Origin of the sequence: Paenibacillus sp. FSL H7-0442 (genome assembly GCF_038593105.1) — a bacterium.
GTDB lineage: Bacteria > Bacillota > Bacilli > Paenibacillales > Paenibacillaceae > Paenibacillus > Paenibacillus polymyxa_D.
Window position 1 is genome coordinate 4,987,501 of record NZ_CP151963.1, and the last position, 16,717, is coordinate 5,004,217.

Genomic DNA, 16,717 nt, shown 5'->3' on the forward strand with positions numbered 1-16,717 from the left:
CCCATCTTAAAAGTCCTTGAGGATAAAAAAGTGACCAAGTCCACCTTTTTCCTTTCTGCCCCTTGGAGTAAAACACATCCAGAGCTTGTGAATCAGATTAAAGAAAGTGGATTTGAAATCGGCAGTCATGGCCATAAACATGAAAATTACAGTAGCTTAAGCGATGAAGATATTCGTAAGCAGATTTCAATTGCTCATACCACATTAACCGAACTGACGGGACAGTCCCCGAAGTTGATCCGTATGCCTAATGGCGACTTTGATAAAAGGGTCCTTCAGGTTGCCGGCACTTTAGGCTACAAAACCATTCAGTGGGATACAGATTCCCTGGATTGGAAAAACCCTGGTACTCAGGTCATAATCGACCGTGTTGTAAATAAAGCGTATCCTGGCGATATCGTCCTTCTGCATGCCAGTGATTCCTGTAAACAAACGCATGAAGCCTTGCCCGTCATTATCGACAAGTTGCGTGCACAGGGCTATGAATTCGTGACTGTATCTGAACTGCTTCAACAGGGTACAGTAAAAGGCAAAGAGGTACGCGATCAGGCACTGGGTCTTTAAGGAGTTATTTTACATCGTTCTCAGCTAAAAACCAAAAGCAAATCGACATATTTCTCCCCATTCATCCGCATACTATCCACATTCATGATGAAGGAGGAATACGGCCATGAATTGGACTCGTTTGCGATTTGTTAGCACGGTATGCGTACTGGGCGTTGCACTGAGTGGATGCGGCTCGGATCAGGGTTCTGCGCCCCCCCAGAACAGTTATAAAGAGATGAAAACGATGGTTGTCGATATCCTGAAAAGTGATGACGGAAAAAAAGCGGTAGAGGAAGCTTTAACTGGGGAAAACAGTTCATCCAAAGAAGGACAATCCGGTCAAAGCAGTGAAGAGGGTGGATCTGGTGGTGGGGCTGGTGGCAGCATGGGAATGAAAATGCTTATGCCCATGCAATCGGCTGAGCAGATGAAGATCGCAGTCAAAGATACTTTGATATCACCTGAATATAAAAAAGAAATCGAAAAGATTATGACTGATCCGCGTTTTGCCGGAGAATTTGCCAAAGCCATCAACAGCCAAAGCAAACAGCTTCATATGCAACTTATAAAAGACCCCTCTTATCAAAAATCAATTGAAGCAATGCTCAAGTCGCCAGAATTAACCAAAATGTATATGGACTTAACTAAAACCCCTGAATATCGCAAACAATCTATGACAGTCATGCATGACGCCATGCAAAATCCGATTTTCCGACTTGAGGTTATGAATTTACTCAAAACCGTCGTACAAGAGGAGCTTCAACCCAAGGTTGAGAAAAAAAGTGGTGAGCAAGGCGGTGCAGGCGGCGATAAGCAAGGTGGTGGGGGCGGCGAAGGTGGGGGCGAAGGAGAACAAGGAGGAAGCCAATAATAAAAAGGCTGGTTTAAAAACCAGCCTTCAGATTGTCGAGAAACCCCGTCATTTTGAGACGTGGGTTTCTTTTTTACATCATAATGCTCTGGTCTCTGGAGAAGCAGGGGGGGTACCCCTGTTTCTCCAGGCGAGCTAGGTGGATCGCCATCTTCTTCATGTTCTGCACGGCTGCCGTCATAAGGGCTTGTTCCCTGACGTTTGGAAGACCGCGCAAACGGCAATAGCGAAACCCATGGAGCTCTTTGGCATCCGCGAAGCTTCGCTCAATCGTCTCTTTTCGTTTGCGGTACAGCTTTTTACCAGATGGGCTCAGCCGGTTGCTCCGTACCCACTCTTTGCTGTCTTCCCAGACATGCCGAGTCACCACTTTGCGGTGGTTTCGAGACTGGGTACACTGACTTAGCAGTGGGCAATGCTGGCACTGAGCTGGGTCAGAGGCATACTGCCGGTATCCCTTACGGTCCGTCGTTCGGTAGGGCAGTTCCTGTTGGGCTGGGCATCTATACGCATTGCGTTTGGCATCGTATTCAAACTTCCATTTCGGAAACAGTCCTTGTCTGGGATGGAATCTTCGGTGAGCAATCACGGCAAAAATCTTTCGGTTCTGCAACCCTCGGCAAATCGGCGTTGTTAAATAACCTGAATCTAGTGCAACAGCTTCTACTTGAAAACCAAAACGTTCTCTTTGGCGATCCAAACGGGACAAATAGGGGACAGAATCATGTACATTCCCTGGTGTCACATGCACGTCCGTAATCAGATTGTACTTCATATCCACCGTGCGGTGGTCCAGATAGAAGAAGCCTTCGGGCTTGCCATCACGGATCATATAGCCGCTGTCCGGGTCTGTTTTGCTCACTTTAATTTCTTTTTCTTCGTTCACTTCCTCTCGGGATTTTAAGGCTTTTTTCCGTGGTTTCTCCGGTCATCCTTCACCGCTTCGTTCAGCTCGTCCATATAGTCTTTAGTATTCTGCAACACTTGTTCTTTGGTGTACTGGTGCCTGTTAGCATTGGCTTTGACGTGTGTGGAATCGGTGACGAGAACACGCCCACCCACCATTCGGTGAGAGATCGCCTGCAGCACAATTTCATCGAAGATATCTTGAAAGATCGTGGTGTCTTTAAAGCGAGTGCGACGATTCCAGCTAATCGTCGTATGGTCCGGAACTTTATCCGTTAAGCCCAACCCCAGAAACCAACGATAAGCTAGGTTCGTCTGAATTTCTCGCTCGAGTTGCCGTTCTGAGCGAATGCCATAGAAATAACCGAGAAAGATCATTTTAAACAATACGGTAGGATCAATGGCAGGACGCCCGTTGTCTGCACAATACAGTGGTCGAACTTTATCATCGATAAACGAAAAATCGATATACTTATCTACTTTGCGGAGCAAGTGATCTTGAGGAACCAGATCTTCGATGGAAACAAATTCGTAGGATTGTTGTTTTTCGCGGTTGGAGCGTAGCATATCAACACCATCCGTTCTACAATAGTTACCTATATTATACAACATTAACGCGGTGTCGTCTTAAACAAAATTAACATAAAATAGGCTGTCGAGACTTTCTCGACAGCCTGAAGGCTGGTTTAAAAACCAGCCTTTTTTCTTTATTTAGATTTCGTATGCAAGATCATAATTTGAGCAGCAATATCATTGTAAATGGCTCCTGTCGCCGACTCGGATTTATATACTGATGGAGAAAAGTCGGCTTCTGACGGATGATTATCTGGAATACCCAGCGGAATTTGAGCAAGAAGTTTTGTATGAAGAGTGTCTGCCAGCATAGCCCCTCCTCCTCGCCCAAAAACATAGTCCTTTTCTCCAGTGGAGGACACATAATAAGACATGTTCTCCACAACACCGATGACCTTATGATCCGTTTGAAGCGCCATTGCGCCTGCACGTGCAGCTACAAAAGCCGCCGTCGCATGTGGAGTAGTAACAATGATTTCTTCACTCTGCGGAATCATTTGATGTACGTCAAGCGCTACATCGCCAGTGCCTGGTGGTAAATCGAGAATCATATAGTCCAGTTTTCCCCATTCGACATCACTAAAAAACTGTCTGAGCATTCTCCCCAGCATGGGACCTCTCCAGATCACCGGGTTGTTCTCTCTGACAAAGAAGCCCATAGACATGATTTTGATACCAAATCGCTCTACTGGCTGAATGATACCCTCTACGACAGAAGGCACATCCTCTACTCCAATCATATCCGGCACACTGAATCCATAGATATCCGCATCAATTAAACCCACACGCTTCCCCTGTCTAGCTAAAGCAGCAGCCAAATTTACAGCTACTGTCGATTTTCCGACACCACCTTTTCCGCTTGCAATAGCAATAAACCGGACGCCAGATGCTGGGTTAAGCAGCTCATGTTCTTCCATACCGACAGCATGTCCTTTGGTCAAAACCGGGTCAGCGGCGTCCTCGGTATTCTCCCCAGCTTGAATTGCGGACTTTTCATGCTCAGATGCCTCACGAATACGAATATGGACGTGGCTTAATCCCGCCTCTTCTAAAGTCTGCCGGATTTCCCGCTCCAGTTCTGCAAGCGTCTCTTCCTGGTTATTCAGACTAATAGCGGTCAAGGATACACGTTCCTCTTTAACAACCACATCCCGAATAAAATGGAGATCGACTAGACGGCGTCCTGTATAAGGCTCCCGTACTTGTTGAAGTAACTCTATAACTTGCTCTCTTGATTGCATAATTTATCAGCACCTCTGCTTTGATGAATTTACGGAGTGGTAAACACTTACAGTATACCACTATCTGGCCTCAGGTGCTGGTGAGATCCCCTTTTCCCCGGCACAGTAACGCAAAATCCCCTTATATATGGACGCCGCCACCTGTCTTTGATAGTTCACGTCACTTAGTCGTCTGGCCTCCTCTGGATGGGACAAAAATCCGACTTCAACAAGGGCTGATGGCATTTTGAGAGCTTTCAATAAATAAACTGTGTTCACGGTCTTAGCCACTCTGTCCGTATTTTCCAAGTTGCGTTTGATCTCTTCCTGAATTAAAGACGCCAAATTCTCGTTATCTGCATGGTTAGGTACGTAAAAGGTCTGGGCTCCACTCCAACGGCTCGACGGGATACTGTTCATATGAATACTTAGAAAGAGGTCTGCTTTCTGCTCCTCAATTATACGCACACGCTGCTTCAAATCCTCCGTTTTCCTTCTGGAATAACCTTTCGTTTCTTGCTGCGCCAGGTCACGGTCATCCTCACGTGTCATGACAACAACAGCACCTGCTTGCTGTAAATAATCCCGCAAATAAAAAGCGATTGCCAGATTAATATCCTTTTCAATAATCCCTTCTTTGCTAACCGCCCCTCCATCAGGCCCTCCGTGTCCAGCATCTATGGCAATTACTTTACCTGTAAGGGGTAAACTCCAATGGGTCCAAGCTCTCGAAGCAGGTATCTCATACAATGCCAGTGTAATAAATAGAACGGCGAGACAACAGCCCAACAGCATTTTTTGCAACGTCCGATAGCGAATCCACAGTGTAACCTCGTTTTTACGATTATTTTTTTGCATAACAAAACGCCTCCGTCCTATACAGATACTAATAATCTATATGGGACGAGGCGTGTAGATAGTACAACTCAGGCATGAACAAATTCCTTCATACCTTCAATCAGCACTTGAGCAACCTCCGGTCGTGTAAATTCAGGTGGCGGGCAAACCCCAGAGCGCAACAATTCCCGTACCTTGGTGCCCGAGAGCGTTAAATGTTGCTCCTTGGGATGTGGGCATGTTTTACTTGAAGCCATGTTTCCACATCGGGTGCAATAAAAGCTGTGTTCAAAGAACAATGGAGTAATCCCCAGCTCTTCAGGTGTAAAGTGCCTGAAAATTTCCTGTGCCTCGTAGGTACCATAATAGTCTCCTACACCAGCATGATCCCTTCCAACAATAAAATGGGTGCAGCCATAGTTCTTTCGCACAATAGCATGAAAAATGGCCTCTCTAGGGCCCGCGTATCGCATGGCAGCAGGAAATACCCCCAGAAAAGTCCGATCAGCCGGATAATAATTGTCCAGCAGCACCAGATAGCTCTTCATACGCACATCTGCCGGAACGTCATCTGACTTGGTTTCACCAACGAGTGGGTTTAGAAACAATGCATCCACAATCTCCATCGCGCTTTTTTGGATGTACTCATGTGCTCGGTGTACCGGATTTCGTGTTTGAAAACCGACCACTGTTTTCCAGCCTTTTTCTGCAAAATAGTCGCGTGTCTGTGATGGTGTATAGTAAAACTCACTAAATTGTGTGGCCTCCGGCCGATTCAGCACTTGCACAGATCCACCAACATACGTAGCAGGTCGATCTAACAGTTTGTTTACGCCAGGATGAGCCGGGTCATCCGTCTTGAATACTCTTCTGGCTTCCTCAGCCTGATCTACCTGATAAATACTTTCAATATTAAGTACAGCATAAATGGTACCGTCTGTTTCCCCCACTAAAGCCACCTGCTGACCTAATTTCAATTCACTGGCTATACTTTCTGCAACTGCAAGAGTAATGGGAATACTCCAGACTGTACCATCGGCAAGACGCATATCTGTTACCACTGACCTATAGTCAGATTCATTCATAAACCCCGTCAAAGGAGAGAAAGCCCCCACTCCAATCAAATCCAGATCAGAAATGGTCCATGAGTTTACACGGATAGGAAACAATTCCTCTGCGGCCTGCAAAAGTGCTTTTTGCTTCGGTCCTGTAATGATTTTATCAACAAGTGTTCCGCCATGCGGAAGAATTGCAGTCATAATGCACTTCCCTTCTTCTTCATAAATATGACTCATAGCTACCTGAATATCATTTTATTGATGGAGCCCGCACTCCGTTTTCTCATTGCCAGACCAGCGACCTGCACGAGGATCTTCACCTGGTAGGACCTCACGGGTACATTGCTCACAACCGATACTTGGATAATTGCGGTCATGCAATGGATTATACAGCACTTCATGAGTGCGGATATAGTTCCATACATCCTCGGATGTCCAGCTTGCCAAGGGGTTAAATTTAACGAGTCCAAACTTTTCATCATACTCTATCTTTTTTGAATTCGCACGAGTAGGGGCCTGATCGCGGCGAATACCGGTAATCCATGCATCGTATTGCGACAAAATGCGTGTCAGCGGCTCAACTTTGCGTATACCACAACATGTGTTAGGATCTGTTTTCCACAGTTCCTCTCCATGTTTAGCCGCTTGCTCTTCGGGAGTAATTAAGGGAGAGACTCTAACAAAATCCAAGTTGTACCTGGCCTTCATCTGATCTCGCGTATCGTAAGTTTCTTGAAAATGAAAGTCGGTGTCCAAGTAAAAAATGTCGGTGGAAGGGCTAATTTTTTGAAGCATGTCTACTAGTACTACATCTTCTGCTCCGAAGCTACAAGCAAAGGTAAGATTGGGAAATGTAAGAACAGCATACTGGATAATTTCCTCTGGCGTAGCATCTTCCAGTTCAATTGCCTTGACTCTAATCAACGCTTCTTTCTCCAATAAATTCATTATCAATGCGCCTCCATATGAAGATTCATAAATAGTGTCACTCCAATACCGACTAAACTAATAAGATTAAATACAGTATAAAACTTTCTTAATCATTGTCAATCCAAGGCAAAATGTCCTGATGCAAGCATTTATCCACCCAAACTTGTAGGAATGTTGTTCTGTCAGCATTCTTTAATGCTTTCTTGCGTATCCAACCAAGTACATTGACTTTATATAAAATATTCTTATACCAAACATTTGAGAATGGTACATAAGCTCTTTGGTTACTAAAGGTAACTATTGTAGCTGAAAGTATGCTTGAATTAGGGATTTTTTCCGTCAAGAAAGATGGCTTGTTCTCCACCCTGTCGAAGACAAAGATGTACTAACAGTACGCTTTTAAAAAAAGGCCTTTCTTATACAACAACATATGGAAGTAGTTTGGTCCTTGAAGGAATATTCCCTATGGTGACTTTGGAAGAGCAAACCGAACGTACGGATAAGCATTTTTTTGACAACCTATCATGCTACGTAAAATCACTTGGTTGAATGATTTGATAGCCAAAATGTTTTTTTGTACTTAACGTCTGCTTGCGGATTTTCTGAGTAAAATGCTTTAGAGTCAACTAGGAGCAGCGTATCCTAATCCTGTGCCCAGTGCGAGGCAGCCATCGGTAATACTGAACAGCTTTGGGTTGCTTGATCATGCAAAACTATCTATAGAAGATAACAAGCATCGTTTCTGAATCTAAGATTATCGAAGGACGCCAACTGAGGGATTTGAAAATACCTTTAGCTTCAGAATTCTTATTCTGCATTCAAAAGATGAAGTCCGTATGTGGATAAGTTCAGAAGAGGGTAAAAGCGAAATAGCATTTACCCGAATTTTTAGCCAGATGAAACCACTATACTATTCAGGAGCTCTGGCGTCAGCGATACCTTCATTGTGGAAATTATAAAAGAAATGACTCCGCGCTGAATTCTTATTATGCCTCTATCCAATCCTATAGCGCTTGTAGAGGCAATTACCGAACAATTGATCCACTGGACACAAACAAGGCTCTTATCGCTCTGGAAGTCTTTTTAAAGCTGTCATCAATGAGGAGCGATTTTATGAGGGTAAACAGTCGGACAATGCATAGTGCTCCTGTTTATAGTTTGTGGCGATTGCTGTGTAGACTATTTCTATTACCAGCAACAAGTACATCGCCGTTGCAATTGCAGCAGCCTAGGCAGCCGACAGTTAGGTTAAGGATCGTCCTTCTGCTCAGTACACACAAATAAAAAGAGGTATTCCTTGCTGTATCCCTGCTGCGCCCAAAACAGCTCTACAAGAGGCATAGACAGTGCTCCCAGAACATATCAACGAGAACTTTACATAAACAGGTGAAAGCAAAGTACCCTCGCGAAACAGCACTTAGCAGAGAATATTAAGACCAGGCTAAACTAAATAGCCGGACAATATATTTAGTCACAGGTTATAAACATTACAGAATAAACTACGTTGAAATAGCAAACTGTATTTGTGTATAACAATATCATCTTCAATTCCTTCGTGGATAACTTCTCGTTTTCCGTGCATTTGCATGCGGTTATTTATGTATTCGCTGAAACATGCCGAAACTCATAGCTTTAAACTAGGTCTACTTATCCACATGTGGGTAATGATTAGGAAATTAAAAAAAGAACCCTTTCCATAAGGAAAAGGTTCTTCTGTATTCGAAATATTAACGTTTCGAGAACTGTGGTGCACGACGAGCAGCTTTGAGACCGTATTTTTTACGTTCTTTCATACGTGGGTCACGAGTCAAGAAGCCTGCTTTTTTCAAAGCTGGACGGAATTCCGGATCTGCTTTCAACAAAGCACGGGAAATACCGTGGCGAATTGCGCCGGCTTGACCAGAGATACCACCACCATGAGCGATAACGAGTACGTCATAGCTACCAACTGTTTCTGTCAGGTTCAGTGGTTGTTTTACGATCAGTTTGAGAGTTTCCAAACCGAAATATTCATTAATATCACGCTTATTGATGACAATGCGTCCTTCACCCGGTACGAGACGAACACGAGCTACCGAATGTTTACGACGACCTGTCCCATAGTATTGTACTTGTGCCATGAAACTGTCCTCCCTTTTAATTATCCGCGAAGTTCGTAAACTTCAGGTTTTTGTGCTGCATGTGGATGCTCAGTGCCTCTGTAAGCTTTAAGTCTCAGCTTCATTTTCTCGCCTTGACGAGTTTTAGGAAGCATACCGTGAACAGCCAATTCCAACATGCGCTCAGGCTTGTTCTTAACCATTTCTTGTGCAACCGTTACTTTCAGACCACCCGGATGCAGGGAGTGACGGTAGTATTTCTTGTTCTCCATTTTTTTACCGGTCAATACGATTTTTTCCGCATTGATTACAACAACAAAATCACCTGTGTCCACATGTGGTGTAAACTGTGGCTTGTGTTTGCCGCGAATCAACGCAGCCGCTTCGCTTGCCAGACGACCGAGCGTTTTGCCTTCGGCATCAATGATGTGCCAGTTGCGCTCAACTTCATTTGGCTTCGCCATATACGTAGTACGCATGAAAAGTATCCTCCTTAAGTTCGTTAACAGAAATCATCATTTATCTTCGTTCGTTAAGTTGCTGCATTATTGATGGATTAGATGTTACTTTAAAGTGATTATCTTAATTGGGGCTGTGGGAAAGCCATTAAGAAAACACAACTTTTATATTACAGGATAACCATCAATTCCGCAAGAGTAAAATCAATGTTTTTTGATGTTTTCGTCGTACTCTACATTCCAGAGAGTTAAAGCGTGTCCGACGGCCGTAGGTCCAGCCTTTGAACGATTTTTCGCCTCCAAAATGGAAGGAATATCATCCGACGATTTTTTGCCTTCTCCCACTTCCAGCAAAGTCCCCATAATAATCCGAACCATGTGCTGCAAAAATCCGCTACCTGTAATATAAGTATGGATAATTCCCTGATCATCCGAGCCCGGACGTGAAAAGGAATGGTCTACTGTCATATAGGCTTCGTAAATAGTGCGAACATGATTCGTCTTTTGGGAACGTCGAGATGCGAACGAAGTATAATCAAAGGTGCCAACTAAATGAGCCAACCCTTCCTCCATCGCTCTTACATCCAGACTCGTTGGATGATGGGCCTGTGTACGACGGTGAAAGATGTCCGGAAACCGGTTCGCATTAATACTGTACCGATATGTCTTCCGCTTCGCCATGCGGCGTGCATGAAAGGACATTGGCACCTCTCTCGCATCCGTAACGATGATATCACGAGGCAACCAGGCATTAAGTGCCAGACACCAGCGCTGTATTGGTATCGGCGATTCAGTGTGAAAATTGAATACCTGCCCGTATGCATGTACACCTGCATCTGTACGGCCTGAGCCTGTAATTTTAAGACGCTCGCCCGTCAATGAGTAGATAGCATGTTCAAGGCAGTCCTGAATAGTGTTACCGTTAGGCTGCGTCTGAAAGCCATCATAGTGGGTTCCGTCATAGTTCACCTTCATGCACAAGTTCCGCATGCTTCTCACACCTTTATAGGGGTATTCTCTGGCCTTACAAGGAATAACCGAACATAACAAAGGAGAAGTCCCTCAAGGACTCCTCCAAGAGAAAAAAAGGGTTGTTCAGAATCAAGCCGATTCTGTCCACCCTTCCCTCATCTTCGCCTGTTTACGCGCGGTCAACCAATTCCAGATATACCATTGGAGCGGCGTCGCCACGACGAGGTCCCAATTTCAAGATACGAGTGTATCCACCTGGACGCTCAGTGTAACGTGTAGCCAATTCGCTAAACAGCTTTTGGATTGCATCCTGCTCACCATCCAAAGTTTCACGGCGAACGAACGCAGCCACTTGACGACGTGCGTGCAGATCTCCTTTTTTCGCTTTGGTGATCAGTTTTTCAGCAATAGAACGAACTTCTTTTGCTTTAGCCTCAGTAGTTTGGATACGCTCATACAAGAACAGATCGGTTACCAAATCACGAAACAAAGCTTTACGGGCACTGGAGTTACGGCCCAATTTTTGGTATGCCATGTAATTTCCCCTCCTTCACAAAAACGTTGCTGTACTATTCTTCCGTACGAAGTCCTAAACCAAGTTCCTCGAGCTTCTCTTGTACTTCTTCCAAAGATTTGCGACCCAAGTTACGGACCTTCATCATATCTTCTTCAGATTTAGTCGTGAGTTCTTGTACCGTATTGATACCAGCGCGCTTAAGGCAGTTATAGGAACGGACGGAGAGATCCAGCTCTTCGATCGTCATTTCAAGAACTTTTTCTTTCTTGTCTTCTTCTTTTTCAACCATAATTTCAGCATCTTTAGCCTCGTCCGTGAGACCCACGAACAACATCACATGCTCGGTCAAAATTTTGGCTCCAAGGCTCACTGCTTCCTCGGGACGAATACTTCCGTCAGTCCAAACCTCAAGTGTCAGCTTGTCATAATTCGTAACCTGGCCGACACGCGTATTTTCTACGCCGTAGTTCACGCGTGCAATCGGAGTGTAGATGGAGTCGACGGGAATGACGCCGATCGGCTGGTCATCACGTTTGTTCCGATCCTGCTTAACGTAACCGCGACCGCGATTGGCAAAAATACGCATGTGAAGTCTCGAACCCGGTCCGAGCGTAGCAATGTGAAGATCCGGATTAAGAATTTCCACATCACTATCCGCACGGATATCTCCTGCCGTTACAACTCCTTCGCCTTCCGCATCGATTTCGAGTACTTTCTCTTCATCCGAGTGGATTTTAAGCGATAAAGCTTTCAAGTTCAGAATGATCTCCGTTACGTCTTCCTTCACACCGGGAACCGTTGCAAACTCGTGCAGAACCCCATCGATTTGAACCGATGTGACTGCTGCCCCCGGTAACGAGGATAACAGAATACGGCGAAGCGAGTTTCCAAGCGTCGTACCGTATCCGCGTTCCAGCGGTTCTACTACGAATTTTCCATAGGTGCCATCATCATTGACGTCAACCGTCTCAATTTTCGGCTTTTCGATTTCTATCACTGCAATATCCCTCCTTCAAAACGTCGCTCCTATATGAAACATTCACCTTATCCATAGTCTATCATGCAGTATACCTAAACATCCATTCTTGGCAGTTTGTGCCGGATCTATACTACACGCAGAGGAGAAATCTCATTAGACGCGACGACGTTTTGGAGGACGGCATCCGTTATGAGGTACCGGAGTTACGTCTTTGATCAGGTTAACTTCCAAACCAGCAGCTTGCAAAGAGCGGATTGCTGCTTCGCGACCTGCACCAGGTCCTTTAACCATGACTTCGACAGTTTTCATGCCGTGTTCCATAGCAGCTTTAGCAGCAGTTTCTGCGGCCATTTGCGCTGCGAATGGAGTAGATTTACGGGAACCACGGAATCCCATGCCGCCTGAGCTGGCCCAAGAGATTGCGTTACCGTGTGGATCTGTGATCGTAACGATCGTGTTGTTGAACGTGGAACGGATGTGTGCCACGCCAGTCTCGATATTTTTACGGTCACGGCGTTTTGTACGTACAACTTTTTTCGGTTTAGCCATTGAATGTTATCCTCCCTTCTTATTTCTTTTTGTTCGCTACAGTCCGACGAGGACCTTTACGCGTACGAGCATTAGTTTTAGTACGTTGTCCGCGAACAGGCAACCCACGACGGTGACGAACACCACGGTAGCAGCCAATCTCAGTCAGACGTTTAATATTCAAGGAAATTTCACGACGCAGATCGCCTTCTACTTTAACTTCTTTGTCGATCGTTTCACGTAATTTGCTCACTTCATCTTCAGTCAAATCACGAACACGCGTGTTTGCACTGATGCCTGTTTCCTTCAAGATTTTCTGAGAAGTCGTTTTACCGATTCCGAAAATGTAAGTCAAGGCGATCTCAACGCGTTTGTCACGTGGCAAATCCACACCAGCTATACGAGCCATTTTACGCTACACCCCCTTCTATTAACCTTGTTTTTGTTTGTGTTTCGGATTTTCGCAAATAACCATTACATTCCCTTTGCGGCGAATGACTTTGCATTTTTCGCAAATAGGTTTTACAGAAGGTCTTACCTTCATGTTGATTACCTCCTCCAAGCTTTACCCTGGTAAAACTCGCTTCGTGAACATTCACATCGTTTTGCCGAGCAAAACAAGTTTTTTTAAATGATTTACGTTTAATAAAAACCTGCATGAATTACTTGCGGTACGTTATACGGCCTTTGGTTAAATCGTAAGGCGATAACTGTACAACCACCTTGTCGCCTGTCAAAATACGGATAAAGTGCATCCGCAGCTTTCCGGAAACATGAGCAAGAATTTGATGACCGTTCTCCAGCTCTACCTTGAACGTAGCGTTCGGCAGTGGCTCGATTACCGTACCTTCAACCTCAATGACATCTTCTTTGGCCAAAGTCAGTCTCCTTTCTCTTCAGCTTGGTATTCGGACGAATCCAGGAAAGTTTTCACTGCATGGCGCAGCTTTCCATTCGTCACCCGACCGCTTTCGTTTAAACTGTTTACAATCTCGCTACTAATCTTTGGCTGAGGCACCAAATGAAGAACATTTTTCTTCTTCGCTTGATCAAACTTTCGTTTATCCCCATCCGCAATATATACAAACCTGCTATCTGCTACTGAAACGACAACCGCAATCTGTCCGGCACCTCTGCCTTTCAGAATCTTCACCAGCTGACCGATTTGCAGGTTTCCTTGCTGAATCATTCCAATCACCTACGCACTCAGTTTCGTGAAAATGTCCATGCCGCCCGTTTCGCACGTCACCGCTTGCTCGTTATGAGCACATGAGGTTACGTTCATCGTAACGACCGTCCAGTTGTCTTCCAGCGTCCCTACATGGTGAGAACCTATTTGAATCATAGATTCAATAGCCAGCACAATGCCGGTTTTCAGCCTCGGCCCCTGCTCAGGAATACCACGGTTTGGATTCTCAATATATTGCCGAATGGCATGCGACATTGTAAACTGGCGAGTTTTCGCGATGATATCGCCTTTGTTTAACTTGCGTTTGCCGGGAAATCCGTGCACCAGTTGTTCGTTGACTGAAGCGCAAATGCTAGCAGGAAAACCGTTATAACCTTTAAAAGACGGCACAGCTCCCTGACTGCGAATATACCGATCAGCTAAATGATCAAGTTCACCGGTCGTAATACCGGGCTCGATGTGTCCTGCCAAGAAATGATCCGTTTCCGTAACTATTCTCTCAGCTTTCCTCATAAAGCTTGATTCCGCCCCCGACTTGCAAATGATCATTACAGCTAACCCCGCAACAAGGACACGATATTTTGGGAAACCACATCAATATCCTGTTCTCCGTCGATATGACGCAGAAGATTCTGGTTCTCATAAAACGTGAGGAGTGGTGCTGTTTTATTACTATATTCGTCAAGTCGTGTTCTTACGCTATCTTCATTATCGTCAGGACGCTGATAGAGTTCCCCACCGTCTTTGTCGCAAATGCCTTCAACCTTAGGAGGATTAAAGACAATATGATAGCTAGTTCCGCAGGTTTTACAAACCCGCCGTCCTGTGATTCGTGCCAACAAGTTGTCACTATCCACTTTCAAGTTAATAACGTCATCTAGCTTCGTATTCAAACGACCCAAAATTTGATCCAAGGCTTCAGCCTGAGCCAAAGTTCTTGGAAAACCGTCCAGCAAGAACCCTTTCTTGCAATCTGGCTGTTGCAGCCGTTCTTCAACGATGCCGATTGTTACGTCATCCGGAACAAGTTCACCCTTGTCGATATATTCTTTAGCTTTAATGCCAATAGGTGTTCCCTGTTTCATCGCTAGGCGAAAAGCATCACCTGTCGAGATATGAGGAATGCCAAATTCCTTCACAATGACATCTGCTTGTGTACCTTTACCAGCCCCCGGAGGGCCCATGATCAAAATATTCACAATCTGTCACTCCTCAAGACGACCCCTACACAAGAAACAGCACAAAAGGTGCCGGTAAGCATGCGAACATCCTAAGCCGGTACCTATTGCCTATTTGTTGATGAAGCCTTTGTAATGGCGTTTGATCAGTTGGCTTTCGATTTGCTTCATTGTATCCAATGCTACACCAATGATGATGAGCAATGAAGTACCGCCAATTTGCACGGAACGAGGCAAGCCCGAAAGCGAACCGAAGAATACCGGCAAAACGGATATGACTGCCAGAAACAAAGCTCCTGTCATTGTCAAACGTGACATTACTCGTGTCAAGTATTTCTCCGTGGCTTTACCCGGACGAATTCCCGGAATATAACCGCCGTTTTTCTTCATATTGTCGGCCATTTGCTGCGGATTCATCTGTACAAAGGTATAGAAGAATGTGAAACCGATAATCATTACGACATACAAAACCATGCCCAGCGGCTTGTCATAATACAAGTAAGTGGTAACCCACTTAGCCCAAACATGATCTGCCCAGAAACTCGCAATAATTGTCGGGAATTGCAGCAATGATACCGCAAAGATTACCGGAATAACGCCTGCCGCATTAATTTTCATCGGAATATGCGTATTCTGGCCACCGTACATTTTGTTGCCAACTACACGTTTCGCGTATTGTACCGGGATTTTCCGAATACCTTGCTGGATGTAGATAACACCAACAATAATCAGAACAATCACCAGAGCAATTATAATTGCCTTCAGAATATTCATAAACAGCTGATCCGCCTGAATAAACTGAGATTCTACAACCGTCCGAATATGTCTTGGAATACCCGCCGCAATCCCTGCGAAGATAACAATAGAGATACCATTGCCGATTCCCTTTTCGGTAATTTGCTCACCGAGCCACATAAGGAACGTAGTTCCTGCTGTAAGCACAATGGCAATGACCAGATAATCTGCAAAAGTGGCTCCTGGAATCATCGCTGCACCGTACAGTCGATTAAAGCCAATCGACGTTCCGAATGCTTGAATCAGGCCAAGTATTACCGTACCATAACGCGTAATTTGAGCCAACTTCTTTTTACCATGCTCTCCTTGTTTAGCCCATTCCGCAAGTTTCGGAATCACGTCCATTGACAGCAACTGTACAATGATGGACGCTGTAATATATGGCATAATCCCGAGGGCGAAGATCGAAAACTGATACAATGCGCCCCCTGAGAAGGTGTTAAGGAGTCCAAACAACTCGCTTCCTGCTTGATCCTGAGAAGTAAAGACTTGCTTGTTCACGCCGGGAACCGGCACGAAGGAGCCAATACGATATACAAAGAGTATAAACAGGGTGAACAGGATTCGGGTTCTAAGATCCTCAACCCGCCATATATTTTTCAGGGTCTTGAACATTAGATCACCTCGGTTTTACCGCCGGCAGCTTCAATTTTCTCTACCGCAGATTGAGAGAACTTGTTCGCTTTAACTGTCAATTTCACAGTGATTTCACCGTTACCCAGAATTTTAATTCCGGATTTGGCGTTTTTCACAATGCCATTGTTCAGCAAAAACTCAGGGCTTACTTCTGTACCCGCTGCAAAACTGTTCAAATCTTCGATATTCAAAACCGCATACTCTTTACGAGTAGGATTTACGAAACCGCGTTTAGGCAAGCGACGATACAGTGGGTTTTGACCACCCTCGAAGCCCGGACGTACACCACCGCCGGAACGAGCGTTTTGACCTTTATGACCACGACCAGAAGTTTTACCCGTACCACTACTAGGACCACGACCCAAACGTTTACGTTCTTTGCGGGAGCCTGGAGCTGGGGAAAGCTCATGTAACTTCATCGTTCG

Annotated in this window: 21 protein-coding genes (1 of these 21 cut by a window edge); 2 read left to right on the top strand and 19 right to left on the bottom strand. The window is 45.1% G+C overall.

The window, feature by feature from the left end:
* A protein-coding gene (gene pdaB, locus MHH57_RS22040; RefSeq protein WP_342434521.1) for a polysaccharide deacetylase family sporulation protein PdaB crosses the window boundary here: on the top strand, positions 1-564 show its 3' portion. 216 nt of this gene lie to the left of the window's left edge; only the last 564 of its 780 coding nucleotides appear in the window; its start codon lies off the left edge, out of view; the stop codon is at positions 562-564.
* Positions 565-670: 106 nt separating this feature from the next.
* Positions 671-1,417, top strand: coding sequence for a spore germination lipoprotein GerD (gene gerD, locus MHH57_RS22045; protein WP_029517534.1), 747 nt, complete (start codon positions 671-673; stop codon positions 1,415-1,417).
* 73 nt (positions 1,418-1,490) lie between these two features.
* Here the strand turns inward: gerD and MHH57_RS22050 are convergent.
* The 19 genes from MHH57_RS22050 to rplO form a co-directional block, all read right to left on the bottom strand.
* A protein-coding gene (locus tag MHH57_RS22050) for an IS1182 family transposase (protein ID WP_342434522.1) occupies positions 1,491-2,890 on the bottom strand; the annotation gives its coding sequence in 2 pieces (ribosomal slippage) (positions 1,491-2,323 and positions 2,323-2,890; 1,401 coding nt in all).
* A gap of 140 nt (positions 2,891-3,030) precedes the next feature.
* Positions 3,031-4,137: an Mrp/NBP35 family ATP-binding protein gene (locus MHH57_RS22055; RefSeq protein WP_342434523.1), complete on the bottom strand. Its 1,107-nt coding sequence runs from the start codon at positions 4,135-4,137 to the stop codon at positions 3,031-3,033.
* 60 nt (positions 4,138-4,197) lie between these two features.
* Positions 4,198-4,974, bottom strand: coding sequence for an N-acetylmuramoyl-L-alanine amidase CwlD (gene cwlD / locus MHH57_RS22060; protein WP_039274926.1), 777 nt, complete (start codon positions 4,972-4,974; stop codon positions 4,198-4,200).
* A 68-nt stretch (positions 4,975-5,042) separates the two neighbouring features.
* Positions 5,043-6,212: a sulfate adenylyltransferase gene (gene sat, locus MHH57_RS22065; RefSeq protein ID WP_029514482.1), complete on the bottom strand. Its 1,170-nt coding sequence runs from the start codon at positions 6,210-6,212 to the stop codon at positions 5,043-5,045.
* Between the two features lie 54 nt (positions 6,213-6,266).
* Positions 6,267-6,959, bottom strand: coding sequence for a phosphoadenylyl-sulfate reductase (locus MHH57_RS22070; protein WP_029514483.1), 693 nt, complete (start codon positions 6,957-6,959; stop codon positions 6,267-6,269).
* Between the two features lie 1,709 nt (positions 6,960-8,668).
* Entirely contained in the window at positions 8,669-9,061 is a 393-nt protein-coding gene (gene rpsI, locus MHH57_RS22075) for a 30S ribosomal protein S9 (protein WP_013312140.1), read from the bottom strand.
* A 20-nt stretch (positions 9,062-9,081) separates the two neighbouring features.
* The gene (rplM, locus tag MHH57_RS22080; RefSeq protein ID WP_013312141.1) at positions 9,082-9,519 is read right to left on the bottom strand and encodes a 50S ribosomal protein L13; all 438 of its coding nucleotides are present in this window, start codon (positions 9,517-9,519) and stop codon (positions 9,082-9,084) included.
* 183 nt (positions 9,520-9,702) lie between these two features.
* The gene (truA, locus tag MHH57_RS22085) at positions 9,703-10,488 is read right to left on the bottom strand and encodes a tRNA pseudouridine(38-40) synthase TruA (protein ID WP_029514484.1); all 786 of its coding nucleotides are present in this window, start codon (positions 10,486-10,488) and stop codon (positions 9,703-9,705) included.
* A 151-nt stretch (positions 10,489-10,639) separates the two neighbouring features.
* Positions 10,640-11,005, bottom strand: a complete 366-nt coding sequence (rplQ, locus tag MHH57_RS22090) for a 50S ribosomal protein L17 (RefSeq protein WP_013312143.1) — start codon at positions 11,003-11,005, stop codon at positions 10,640-10,642.
* A 34-nt stretch (positions 11,006-11,039) separates the two neighbouring features.
* Entirely contained in the window at positions 11,040-11,984 is a 945-nt protein-coding gene (locus tag MHH57_RS22095; protein ID WP_007432558.1) for a DNA-directed RNA polymerase subunit alpha, read from the bottom strand.
* Between the two features lie 135 nt (positions 11,985-12,119).
* On the bottom strand, positions 12,120-12,515 hold the full coding sequence (rpsK, locus tag MHH57_RS22100; protein WP_013312144.1) for a 30S ribosomal protein S11: 396 nt from the start codon (positions 12,513-12,515) through the stop codon (positions 12,120-12,122).
* Positions 12,516-12,534: 19 nt separating this feature from the next.
* Entirely contained in the window at positions 12,535-12,903 is a 369-nt protein-coding gene (gene rpsM / locus MHH57_RS22105; RefSeq protein WP_007432560.1) for a 30S ribosomal protein S13, read from the bottom strand.
* 21 nt (positions 12,904-12,924) lie between these two features.
* Positions 12,925-13,038, bottom strand: a complete 114-nt coding sequence (gene rpmJ / locus MHH57_RS22110) for a 50S ribosomal protein L36 (RefSeq protein WP_003333770.1) — start codon at positions 13,036-13,038, stop codon at positions 12,925-12,927.
* Between the two features lie 118 nt (positions 13,039-13,156).
* Positions 13,157-13,372: a translation initiation factor IF-1 gene (infA, locus tag MHH57_RS22115; RefSeq protein ID WP_006212898.1), complete on the bottom strand. Its 216-nt coding sequence runs from the start codon at positions 13,370-13,372 to the stop codon at positions 13,157-13,159.
* Positions 13,373-13,374: 2 nt separating this feature from the next.
* Positions 13,375-13,683 (bottom strand): KOW domain-containing RNA-binding protein, encoded by a 309-nt coding sequence (locus MHH57_RS22120; protein WP_013312145.1) that lies wholly within the window; start codon positions 13,681-13,683, stop codon positions 13,375-13,377.
* Between the two features lie 9 nt (positions 13,684-13,692).
* Complete coding sequence (locus MHH57_RS22125) at positions 13,693-14,232, bottom strand: M24 family metallopeptidase (RefSeq protein WP_069011496.1); 540 nt, start codon at positions 14,230-14,232, stop codon at positions 13,693-13,695.
* A gap of 5 nt (positions 14,233-14,237) precedes the next feature.
* Positions 14,238-14,882, bottom strand: coding sequence for an adenylate kinase (locus MHH57_RS22130; RefSeq protein ID WP_029514486.1), 645 nt, complete (start codon positions 14,880-14,882; stop codon positions 14,238-14,240).
* A gap of 90 nt (positions 14,883-14,972) precedes the next feature.
* A complete protein-coding gene (gene secY / locus MHH57_RS22135; protein ID WP_013312148.1) occupies positions 14,973-16,271 on the bottom strand; it encodes a preprotein translocase subunit SecY in 1,299 nt (432 codons plus the stop codon).
* Complete coding sequence (rplO, locus tag MHH57_RS22140; protein WP_013312149.1) at positions 16,271-16,711, bottom strand: 50S ribosomal protein L15; 441 nt, start codon at positions 16,709-16,711, stop codon at positions 16,271-16,273. The genes secY and rplO overlap by 1 nt, the downstream gene beginning before the upstream one ends.
* Positions 16,712-16,717 lie beyond the last annotated feature (6 nt).

Bases quoted from the DNA above. Each gene is read 5' to 3' on its own strand.
- gerD (WP_029517534.1), top strand. From the start codon at position 671: ATGAATTGGACTCGTTTGCGATTTGTTAGCACGGTATGCGTACTGGGC.
- MHH57_RS22055 (WP_342434523.1), bottom strand. From the start codon at position 4,137: ATGCAATCAAGAGAGCAAGTTATAGAGTTACTTCAACAAGTACGGGAG.
- cwlD (WP_039274926.1), bottom strand. From the start codon at position 4,974: ATGCAAAAAAATAATCGTAAAAACGAGGTTACACTGTGGATTCGCTAT.
- sat (WP_029514482.1), bottom strand. From the start codon at position 6,212: ATGACTGCAATTCTTCCGCATGGCGGAACACTTGTTGATAAAATCATT.
- MHH57_RS22070 (WP_029514483.1), bottom strand. From the start codon at position 6,959: ATGAATTTATTGGAGAAAGAAGCGTTGATTAGAGTCAAGGCAATTGAA.
- rpsI (WP_013312140.1), bottom strand. From the start codon at position 9,061: ATGGCACAAGTACAATACTATGGGACAGGTCGTCGTAAACATTCGGTA.
- rplM (WP_013312141.1), bottom strand. From the start codon at position 9,519: ATGCGTACTACGTATATGGCGAAGCCAAATGAAGTTGAGCGCAACTGG.
- truA (WP_029514484.1), bottom strand. From the start codon at position 10,488: ATGCGGAACTTGTGCATGAAGGTGAACTATGACGGAACCCACTATGAT.
- rplQ (WP_013312143.1), bottom strand. From the start codon at position 11,005: ATGGCATACCAAAAATTGGGCCGTAACTCCAGTGCCCGTAAAGCTTTG.
- rpsK (WP_013312144.1), bottom strand. From the start codon at position 12,515: ATGGCTAAACCGAAAAAAGTTGTACGTACAAAACGCCGTGACCGTAAA.
- rpsM (WP_007432560.1), bottom strand. From the start codon at position 12,903: ATGGCTCGTATAGCTGGTGTGGATTTGCCACGTGACAAACGCGTTGAG.
- rpmJ (WP_003333770.1), bottom strand. From the start codon at position 13,038: ATGAAGGTAAGACCTTCTGTAAAACCTATTTGCGAAAAATGCAAAGTC.
- MHH57_RS22120 (WP_013312145.1), bottom strand. From the start codon at position 13,683: ATGATTCAGCAAGGAAACCTGCAAATCGGTCAGCTGGTGAAGATTCTG.
- MHH57_RS22125 (WP_069011496.1), bottom strand. From the start codon at position 14,232: ATGATCATTTGCAAGTCGGGGGCGGAATCAAGCTTTATGAGGAAAGCT.
- secY (WP_013312148.1), bottom strand. From the start codon at position 16,271: ATGTTCAAGACCCTGAAAAATATATGGCGGGTTGAGGATCTTAGAACC.
- rplO (WP_013312149.1), bottom strand. From the start codon at position 16,711: ATGAAGTTACATGAGCTTTCCCCAGCTCCAGGCTCCCGCAAAGAACGT.